This window comes from Micromonospora sp. WMMD961 (assembly GCF_029626145.1).
Taxonomy (GTDB): Bacteria; Actinomycetota; Actinomycetes; order Mycobacteriales; family Micromonosporaceae; genus Micromonospora.
This window is the reverse complement of record NZ_JARUBJ010000002.1, coordinates 3,336,851-3,347,104: the sequence shown is the minus strand read 5'-3', so window position 1 is coordinate 3,347,104 and position 10,254 is coordinate 3,336,851. Positions and strand designations below refer to the sequence as shown.

General features: G+C 71.6%; 7 protein-coding genes. 6 read left to right on the top strand and 1 reads right to left on the bottom strand.

Features of this window, described 5'->3' with window-relative positions; genetic code table 11:
* Positions 1–20: 20 nt before the first annotated feature.
* Complete coding sequence (locus O7614_RS15050) at positions 21–1,100, bottom strand: glycoside hydrolase family 19 protein (protein ID WP_278139081.1); 1,080 nt, start codon at positions 1,098–1,100, stop codon at positions 21–23.
* Positions 1,101–1,568: 468 nt separating this feature from the next.
* Here O7614_RS15050 and O7614_RS15045 point away from each other — a divergent pair, with 468 nt between their 5' ends.
* The 6 genes from O7614_RS15045 to O7614_RS15020 all read left to right on the top strand — a co-directional run bounded on the left by O7614_RS15045 (position 1,569) and on the right by O7614_RS15020 (position 10,247).
* The gene (locus O7614_RS15045; protein WP_278139080.1) at positions 1,569–2,594 is read left to right on the top strand and encodes a polysaccharide deacetylase family protein; all 1,026 of its coding nucleotides are present in this window, start codon (positions 1,569–1,571) and stop codon (positions 2,592–2,594) included.
* Positions 2,595–2,681: 87 nt separating this feature from the next.
* A complete protein-coding gene (locus tag O7614_RS15040) occupies positions 2,682–3,620 on the top strand; it encodes an acetamidase/formamidase family protein (protein WP_278139079.1) in 939 nt (312 codons plus the stop codon).
* Between the two features lie 119 nt (positions 3,621–3,739).
* The gene (locus O7614_RS15035) at positions 3,740–5,158 is read left to right on the top strand and encodes a WGR domain-containing protein (RefSeq protein WP_278139078.1); all 1,419 of its coding nucleotides are present in this window, start codon (positions 3,740–3,742) and stop codon (positions 5,156–5,158) included.
* A gap of 48 nt (positions 5,159–5,206) precedes the next feature.
* Positions 5,207–6,310: a DUF559 domain-containing protein gene (locus O7614_RS15030; RefSeq protein ID WP_278139077.1), complete on the top strand. Its 1,104-nt coding sequence runs from the start codon at positions 5,207–5,209 to the stop codon at positions 6,308–6,310.
* Positions 6,307–7,005, top strand: coding sequence for a hypothetical protein (locus tag O7614_RS15025; protein WP_278139076.1), 699 nt, complete (start codon positions 6,307–6,309; stop codon positions 7,003–7,005). Before O7614_RS15030 ends, O7614_RS15025 begins: the two co-directional genes overlap by 4 nt.
* Entirely contained in the window at positions 7,002–10,247 is a 3,246-nt protein-coding gene (locus tag O7614_RS15020; RefSeq protein WP_278139075.1) for a DUF87 domain-containing protein, read from the top strand. Before O7614_RS15025 ends, O7614_RS15020 begins: the two co-directional genes overlap by 4 nt.
* The last annotated feature ends 7 nt before the right edge of the window (positions 10,248–10,254 follow it).

Sequence of the window (10,254 nt, the reverse complement as noted above, 5' to 3'; positions counted from 1 at the left end):
TCGAGGCCCGGCCGCGCGGATCAGCAGTAGAGGTTGGCCCCGGCCGACACGCCGATGATGCCGACGAACTGCTGGTATCTGGTGACGCGGCTCTGCACCTGGGCGGGGTTACCGCCGTTGCACTCGATCGAGCCGTTGATGCTGCGGATCGTCTGGCCGAACCCGGCGCCGGTGACCATCGCGCTGTGGGCGGTCATGGTGCCCGGCCCGTTCTGCGTCATCCAGTACCAGATCCCGGTCTTCCAGGCCACCGCGGCGTCGGTCTGCACCAGCCACGGGTTGGTCAGCAGCGGCAGGTTGAGGGCGTTCCCGGCGGCGTTGTAGTTGAAGTTCCAGCTGAGCTGGATCGGCCCGCGTCCATAGTAGGCGGCCTGCCCCGCCGGGCAGCCGTAGGGCTGACCGGGGTCGCAGTAGTGCGGGTAGTTCGCGGTGTTCTGCTCGACGATGTGCACGAGCCCACCGGTCTCGTGGTACACGTTCGCCAGGAAGGCGGCGGCCTCCTGACGTTGCACGGTGGCGCTGCCGCTCTTCGCGAACGCCGGGTAGGCGCTGAGCGCGGCGACGAGCCCGGAGTAGGTGTAGAAGGAGTTCCGACCCGGGAACATCTGGTTGAACTGGGCCTCGGTGACCACGAAGCCTCCCGGGTTGGTGGGCGGCGAGGTGGTCGGTGGCTGGCCACCACAGGTGTACGGCTCCCAGTACCAGGTGCTCACGACGGGGTCGTACCCCGGATTGTCGTGCTCGGCGACGTAGTAGAGACCGTTGGTGTACCGCACGATCGCTCCGGCGGTGTACCAGGTTCCGGCGACCCAGTTCGGATGGTTGCAGGTGCCTCCGGTGGGCGGCGTGGCACCTCCCCCGCACGCTCCAAGATCCTCCCAGACGCCTGTCGTCCCGGGCGGCGCCTCGTTCTGGGTCCACCATTTCGCCCGGTAGTTGCGGCCGTTGTGTGACACCTGGGCGTCTGCCCAGTAGACGGCAGAGGCCTGCCACGATGCTGAGCAGGCCGCCGCCGACGCGGCGGTGGGCGGGATGACCGCGACCAACGCGCCGGCGACGATCAGTGCCGCCAGCGCGGCCAGCGCGCGCAGTCTCGTCATGTGATCACTCCTTCCTGGGAACCCAATGACCGAAATCCAGGCGGAAATCGACGGGGATGACTGTAACATCTTCTGTTCACAGTCTTAACTGTTTCCCGGGACACCCACCACCACAGCCCTCCGGCGCGACGGCCGTCGCCATGCCCCATCGACCCCGGTATTTCCGGCAGCTTTCCGGATCATGTCGCGACAGATCGAACGACCGTCATGATCCAGCCCTCGACACGGAAGTCCGCCGCCAGGCAGACGTGCAGCACAGCGACGTATTGATGACTCGCAACGGTCGCCGACGTGTTCCGGGGTCGTTCCGGAAGTTGTTGACGCGCTGGAATTCCCGCTGTAATACTTCGATCCATTGAGGTCAATGCGTCGACGTCGGTCGACATGACCTCCCCACTCATCCACACCCGTCCGGACCGTGCTGCCCACGCACCGGGGCGCGGCCGGGCCTGCGCGAAGGGGCACCAGATGAGCAGGCTCTTCCCCCGCACGGCCCTGTGGTCGAGGCGGTTGCGCGCGGCGCTCGCCGTCCTCGCCACCGCCGTCGCGATGTGCGGTGTCGTCCTCGCGGCCACCTCGACCGCGTCCAGCGCCGCCACCTGCAACGGGTACGTCGGCCTCACCTTCGACGACGGCCCGACCGGCAGCACCAGCGCGCTGCTGAACGTGCTGCGCAGCAACGGCGTACGGGCCACCATGTTCAACGTCGGGCAGAACGTCCAGAACAACCGCTCGGCGGCGCAGGCGCAGGTCTCCGCCGGCATGTGGGTCGCCAACCACAGTTGGAACCACGCCCACATGACCTCGATGAGCCAGTCGCAGATGCAGTCGGACCTGTCCCAGACCAGTTCGGCGATCCAGTCGGCGACCGGCAGCCGACCGGTGCTGTTCCGGCCTCCGTACGGCGAGACCAACTCCACGCTCCAGTCCGTCGCGTCCTCGCTCGGCATGCGCCAGGTGCTCTGGGACGTGGACTCGCAGGACTGGAACGGGGCCAGCGTCAGCCAGATCGTGGCCAACGCGAGCCGCCTGCAAGCCGGGCAGGTCATCCTCATGCACGACGGGATCCAGAACACCCGCGACGCCATCCCCCAGATCATGGCCAACCTGACCAGCCGCAACCTGTGCCCCGGCATGATCTCGCCGTCCACCGGCCGCGCCGTCGCCCCGGACGGCACGACCCCGCCGACCGATGGCGGCACCACCCCACCGCCCACCGGTAGCTGCACCGCGACGGCGACGACCACCAACGTCTGGGGCGACCGGTACAACACGTCGGTGACGGTCAGCGGCGCCAGCACGTGGACGGTGGTGGTGGTCCTGACCGCACCGCAGCGGGTCTCCACCATCTGGAACGGCACCGCCACCTGGGACAGCAGCGGCACCGTCATGACCATGCGGTCCAACGGCAGCGGCAACACCTTCGGCTTCACCACGATGACCAACGGCAACAGCGGGGCCCGTCCACAGATCCGCTCCTGCACGTCCGGCTGACACCGCCGGAACGTGACGTGCGCGGCGGGTGCGCCCGGCACCCGCCGCGCACCGCGTCGCGCCGGTCGGGGCCACTAACCTGCACCCATGCGACACACCCTCACGCCCGGGGACGACACCCTGCACGGCCACTTCTCCCCCGACGTCCCGCCGGTGCTCACCATCGATCCCGGCGACACGGTCAGCTACCGCACCCTGGACTGCTGGTGGTCAGCCGGCCCGTACCCCGGCGGACCCAACCGGGACCGCCCCCGGGTCGCGCAGCACCGCCCCGACCACGGACACGCGCTGGTCGGTCCGGTCGCGGTCCGCGGCGCACGCGCTGGCCAAACCCTCGCGGTACGCATCGACACGGTCGTGCCGGCCGCCTGGGGCACCACTGTGGCCGGCGGTTGGCCGAGCACGTTCAACCAGCGCTACGGCGTATCGGAGCAACCGGTGGTGCACGCCTGGGAGCTGGACCCGGTGACGATGGTCGGGCGCAACCAGCACGGGCACACGGTCGCCCTGCGTCCCTTCATGGGGGTGCTCGGCATGCCGCCGGCCGAGCCGGGACGACACTCGACCATCCCACCCCGGCCCTGGGGCGGAAACCTGGATTGCAAGGACCTCACCGCCGGCAGCACCCTCCTGCTGCCGATCCCGGTGGACGGGGCGCTGTTCTCGGTCGGGGACGGGCACGCCGCACAGGGCGACGGTGAGATCGGGGGGACCGCGATCGAGTGCCCGATGGACGAGGTGACGCTGACCTTCGACGTTCGGGACGACTTTCCGCTCACCGGACCGGTGGCGCGTACCGCGGACGCGTGGCTGACGTTGGGCGTCGGCGCGTCCCTCGACGACGCCACGTTCACGGCACTGGACTCGATGCTGACCCTGATGCGGCGACTGCACGGGCTCAGCCGCGCGGACGCGGTGGCGCTGGCCAGCGTCGCGGTCGACGTACGGGTGACCCAGATCGTCAACCAGACCGTCGGGGCGCACGCGGTGTTGCGCGACGACGCGCTGGGCTGGCCGGGACGGTGATCGCACGCGACCGCGTCGACAAGCGCCTGCCGGTTCTGTCGGGGGCGGTCGTTAGCGTGTGGTCACTGTCGCCGCGCCGGCCACGTCGAGCCGGTCGCTGACCCCTCGGAGGCCCGCCCATGTCCCAGGAGACGACCTACCTCGAACTGTCCGAAGTGGACGGTGCGCACAAGTTCTACGAGGTCATCGTCGACAACGCCACGCTGACCGTGCGCTACGGCCGGATCGGCGACCAGGGTCAGGTCAAGGCGAGCGCCTACCCGGACAACGCCCGTGCCCGCGCAGCCGCGGCGAAGAAGATCGGGGAGAAGGTCCGCAAGGGCTACTCTCCGGCCGTCCCGGGTGTCCGACAGAAGCGCACCGTCTCCCGGCGGCAGATCGTCAGCACCCGTTCGACCGCCCACACCGCGCCGGTGCTCTGGCGCTACGACTCCGGCGCGCCCGCCTTCGGCATCTTCGTCGACGGGCAGCACTGCATGGTCGGCAACGAGCACGGCGTGATCACCACGCTCGACCACGATGCCCGGGTGCGCGCCCAGGTGCGTCTGCCCGACGGAGTGAAGTGCATCGTCGCCGACGACGCCTGGGTCTACGCCGGCTGCGACGACGGCAACGTCTACGACCTGTCCGGCAAGGTGCCCCGGGTGGCGTACGCGATCGCCCCGGAGATCGACATCTACTGGCTGGACATCCACGACGGCGTCCTGGGCGTCTCCGACGCCGACGGCGGGATCACCGCCGTCGACCACGAGGACGAGTTCCTGTGGCGCAGGCCCGGGCGGGGGCGCTCGGCGTGGATGGTGCGGTGTGACCCCGACGCGATCTACCACGGCCACTCGCAGGGGGTGACCGGCTACGAGTGGCGTACCGGCCGCGAACTGTGGCACACCAGGACCGGCGCGGTGCTGTTCGGCTGGCAGGAAAGCGGCAGCGTGTTCGCCGGGACGAGCAGTCGCGAGGTGGTACGCCTGTCCAAGACGGGTCGGCACGAGCGCAGCTACTTCTGCGACGCCCCGGTCTTCTCCTGTGCGACCGCCGAGGGCGGCCGGTATGTCTTCGCCGGCGACAGCCAGTCCTCGATCTACTGCTTTGACGCGGAGGGCACCCGACTGTGGAAGCTCGGCACCGGCTGCGGCTCGGCATACTCCATGCAGTACCACGACGACCGGCTCTACGTCGTCACCACCGGCGGCCATCTGGCCTGCATCGACGCGAGTGAGCCGGCGATCCGCGCCGCCCAGGCCGGTGACGTGCCCGAGGTACGCGACGTCAAGGCACCCCGCCAGGCCCCGCAGCCGGTGGAGCCGACACTCGTCGAGGTGACCAGCGACGTCGGCGGCGGCGTGGTGGTGCAGTGCCTGGACGATCGGGGGCGGTTGCGGGTCCAGGTGCTGTCCGACGGCTACCGGCGCGACTGGTCGGTGCAGTTCCCGAAGGGCATCCGCGAGCCGGGTGCCCGCTACCTGGTGACCGAGGTCCGCGAGTCCAGCCGTGGCGGTTACTACCGCGCGTTCGGCGACATCCGCCGGTTGCGCTGAGCGGCGAGGGGGTCCCGGCCGCACCCGTCGCTGTCGTAGGGTGCCGCCATGGCACACCCCGTCCGGGCCGACGGCGACGCCAGCGCGGCCTGGTGGGCTGCCCCGCCGACGGGGCGCGTCAGTCACCTGCCGGGCGTCGACCCGGAGCTGCTGCGGGTGGCACTCGACCCGTTGCCACCGGCAGCGCCCGCGATCGTGCACTACCGGCCCACTGTGACAGGTCCTCTCGGCGACCTCGTGAATACCCTGCTCGACCAACTGGACTCCGCGGCCCTCGCGATGTTCCCCCGCTGGCTGACCGGGGCCGACCGCTTGGACAGCGAGGGCACACTCGGCGTGGCGGCGACGCGGGCCCTCGCGGCCCGTACCGCCGCCCGATCCCGGCACTTCGGCCCGTTCCTGGCCGACCTCGCCGAGCGAGGGCTGCGCGGCCCACGCCGCCCCGCCGGCCGGTCCCGCTTCGCCCCGGGGGTACGCGCGGCCGGGCTCGCCCGGGTGATCTCCGGGGCGTACGACCGGGAGAGCTGCGTGCTGGTCGTGGCCCTGCCCGACCTGGACGTCGACGCCGAGCGGACGCTGGTGGCCGCTGCCGAGTGGCTGGTGCGGCACGGCGGTTTCACCGTGTGGTTGGCCGGCGGGCCGCTGCGCCACGCCGATCGGGTGCGCTCGGTGCGCATTCCGGTGCCGGCCCGATTCGCCGGGCTGGCCGGCACTGCCGAACGGATCCCGACCACCGCCGGCGAGCCGGGCTCGACGGTGCTGGCCTGGCCGCCGATCGCGGGCGTGCCCCGCGGTGACAGCGCCGCCGAGCAGGCGTTGGAACGCGCGCTCGCGCCGCACGACTGGGCGCGGGGCCGGCGGTGGAACCAGACCTACGAGTCGCATGTCCTGGGCGCGGCGTACCGACTGGATCTGTTTTGGCCCACGGAGGGTCTTGCGGTCGAGGTGGACGGCCCGGAGCATCGTGGGCGAATCGCTTTCGCCAACGATCGGCGGAGAGACGTGCAGCTACAACTCCTCGGGCTGGACGTGCTCCGCTTCACCAACGAGCAGGTGCTCACCGACGTGCCGGCGGTGGTCGACGGGATCCGTCGGCTGCTGGCCCGGCGACGCGCGGGCGGCACGTACCCCCACGGAGATGAGACATCATGACGAGCCCGGCGGACGTCCCGCACCTGACGCCGAACCAGATCAACGCCCTCGTGGTGCTGATGGTCGAGGCGCGCCGACTCAGCAACGTCGAGCTGAAGGAGCTGGCCGGCTTCACGCTGACCGGCAAGGACAACAAGAAGCTCGTCGACCTGGGTCTGGTCGACACCGATCGGACGCACCGGCCGTTCGCCCACGAGCTGACCGAGCAGGGCTGGCGGGTGGCACGTCAGCTGCACACCGCCGCGCCGCCGAAGGCGGGTGGCTCGACGACCCGGTCCCTGTTCGTCGTCCTGTCCAACCTGCACCGTTCGCTGGACCGGCTCCGGATCAGCCACGGCGACTTCTTCAAGCCGACCGAGGCGACGGCCCCGACTGGTGGCGAGCCCCGGCGCGAAGCACCGGCACCCACGGCGGCGCGACCATTGTCCGCGGTGGAGGTGGAGGCACTGGTCCGCTCGACGTACCGGGAGCTGGCCACCGCGCCGGGCGCGTGGGTCGGCCTCGCCGACGTCCGCGACCGACTCGCCGACACCGACCGGGCAGCCCTCGACGCGGCGTTGCGGGCGATGGTCGGCCGAGAGGACGTCCGCATCATTCCGGTGGCGAACACCAAGTCGCTGACCGCGCGGGACCGGGCCGCGGCCGTGCGGATCGGGAACGAGGACAACCACGCCCTGGCGATCGGCTCGGCATGATCTCGGAGGACCATCGGGCCGCGCTGGACGCGGTCAGTCTCAACCCGGCGGTCACCCCGGACGACGTCTGGCGACCCAGCCCACACAACGTGCCGGAGCTGCACGAGAAGGTGACCGCGGAGATCCTGCGCGGGGTGGCGCGGGCCCGCACCGACGACACGAGCATGCCGCTCGGCGTGGCCATGCAGGGCCGCGCGGGCGCCGGCAAGACGCACCTGCTCGGGGCGGTCCGCGAACAGATCCAGCGCGACGGCGGCTACTTCTTCCTGGTCGACATGGTCAGTGGCAAGACGTTCTGGGAGAGTGTCGCCCTGGCCCTGGTGGAGGGGATGGGCCGCCCGCACGTCGGCTGGGGCACCCAGCTGAAGACCTTCCTGCGACGACTCACCACGCAGCTCGGCCTGCCGATGGAGGTCCGCGACGCGGTCGCCGGCGCCCGACCGGTGACCCGCGGGCAGCTCGACACCTTCATCTGGGCGCTGCGCGAGCGCGATCGGGAGGTCGGGCGGGACGCCCAGGACACCGCCCGGGCGCTCGTCCTGCACGGCGCCGTCGACTTCGAGGCACAGGACGTCGGATACGCCCACCTGATCTCCGAACCGGGTGACCCGGCCGCGCGGACGGCGTGGGGGTTGAGCGCCGCGATCCGCACTCCGCAGCAGGTCGTGCAGGACATCTCAAGGCTGATGGCACTGGCCCTGGATCCCACTGTCATCGCCGTGGACCAGCTCGACACGCTGTTCGCCCAGACCAGCACCTCGCTGCTCAACCAGCACCAGGGGCTGGAGGACGCCCAGGCAAAGGTGCTCGGCCCGATCGCCGACGGCCTGCTCAAGCTCCGTGACATCACCCGCCGCACGCTTGTCGTCGTCTCGTGCCTGCCGGACACCTGGGTGCTGATGACCCGCGCGGCGCCCACTCCGGTCGCCGACCGGTTCCGTACGGCGACCCTGCCGGACCGGATCCTCACCCCAGAGATCGGGCAGGCGATCGTGGCGAAGCGCCTCTCCGCCGCGTTCGCGGGCATGTTCTTCGGGCCACCGCACCCCACCTGGCCGATCGCCCCCGCCGCCTTCGCCGACGCGCCCACCCTGACGCCACGCGCGCTGCTCCGCCGGGTGGACCGCCACATCGCCTGGTGCCGTGATCGCGACGAGGTGGTCGAACTCGACCGGCTCATCGACGTCGCCGAGTCGACGCCGACGGTGCGCACCGCCGGTGGCGCTTCCGCCGAGCCGGCGGCGGACGAACGCCGCCTGCACGCATTGGACACGCGCTTCGCCGAACTGGTCGAGGCCGCGGACGTGTCGGCCGCCGTCGACCCGGCGGGCGAGGACGAGCACATGCCGCCGCTGCTCGCCGCCGGCCTGGCCGCCTGGATCGCCGAGCAGGCGCCGACCGGCGCCACCTACAAGTACGATCCGCCGCCCGGGCGCAAGCCCGCGCTGCACGGACGGCTGGTCGAGGTGCTCGACGAGGCCACCGAGAACGAGGCGCACTGGTGTTTCCGGGCCATCGCGCACCCCAACGCCGTCGCCGTCACCGCCCGGGTCAAGGCCGCGTGCACCCTCGCCGGGTTGGACCGGGACCTGCCACAACGGCGGCTGATCCTGCTGCGCAACGGCCCGTGGCCGACCGGGAAGCGTACGACCGAGGTGTTGACCGGCTTCGACGCGGCCGGCGGCCTGCGCCGCGCCGTGTCGGAGGCGGACCTGCGGGTCTTCGCGGCGCTGCGGGTGATGGCGGCCGAGCCGTCCACGGCGTTGCAGGAGTGGCTGGTGGCCCGCCGCCCGGCCAGCGGAACCGACCTGTTCCGCGCGGTCCTGCCTGGACCCGACGGCACGCGCGGGGATGCCCCGCCACCGACGCCCGACGACGAGCCACCGCCGGGCGGCCCCGAGTCCGACCCGACGACCGTGCCGGCCGCCGACGTCCCCACTGGTGTGTCGGCCGGCGTGGGGGCCGAGCCCGTACCCGCCGACCCGGCCGACCTCGTGGTCGACGAGGGCGGACGGGCCATCGGGCTGGGGCGGACCGTCGACGGTGGTCACCCGTTCACGGTTCCCCTGGAGTCGCTGCGCCGCCACGCCGTGGTGTTCGCCGGGTCCGGCTCGGGCAAGACCGTGCTCATCCGCCGCCTGGTCGAGGAGTGCGCCCGCGAAGGGGTCTCGGCGATCGTGCTCGATCCCAACAACGACCTCGCACGGCTCGGCGACGCGTGGCCCGACCCGCCGAGCGGCTGGGGTCCCGGCGACGCCGAACGCGCCGCCGACTACCTCGACCACACCGAGGTGGTGGTGTGGACGCCCCGGGTCACCGCCGGTCGGCCGCTGAGTTTCCAGCCGCTACCCGACTTCACCTCCCTGCGGGACTGGCCCGACGAGTTCGACCAGGCCGTCCGCTCCGCCGTGGAGGCGCTCGCGCCCCGGGCCGGTGTCGACCGGTCGAGCAGGCTCGCCCAGCAGGGCAGGGCCGTCCTCACCGAGGCCCTCCAGGCGTACGCGCGAAGCGGGATGGTGGGCCTGCCCGGCTTCACCGAGTTCCTCACCGATCTGCCCGAGGGGGTCAGTCGGCTGGCCCGCGCCGGGAAGCTCGCCGAGGAGTTGGCCGAGGCGCTCAAGGCGGCGATGGTGACCGATCCGCTCTTCGGCGGGGTCGGCGCGCCGGCCGATCCGGGGCTGTTGCTGACGCCGTCGGCAGGGCGGCGGGCCCGGGTGTCGGTGATCAGTTTCGTCGGCCTCACCTCCGACCAGGAGCGGCAGAGCTTCGTCAACCAGTTGCAGATGGCGCTCTTCGCGTGGATCAAGCGGCACCCCGCCGGTGACCGACCGCTGGGTGGGCTGTTCGTGATGGACGAGGCGCAGACGCTCGCGCCCTCGACCGGCACCACGGCCTGCACCGCCAGCTCAATCGCGTTGGCCTCGCAGGCCCGCAAGTACGGGCTCGGGTTGGTCTTCGCCACCCAGGCACCCAGGGGTCTGCACAACCAGATCTCCGGCAACGCGACGACGCAGTTCTTCGGGCTGCTCAACGCGCCGGCGCAGATCGACGCGGCCCGGCAGCTCGCGGAGGCCAAGGGTGGCCGGCTGCCGGATATCGGCCTGCTCAACAGCGGTGAGTTCTACGCGGCCGGGGAGGGATTCTCGTTCGTCAAGGTCCGCACGCCGCTGTGCCTGACGCATCACCCGAAGGCGCCGTTGACCCCCGAGGAGGTCGTCGCCCGCGCCCGTCCGGCTGGGTAGCCTGGGG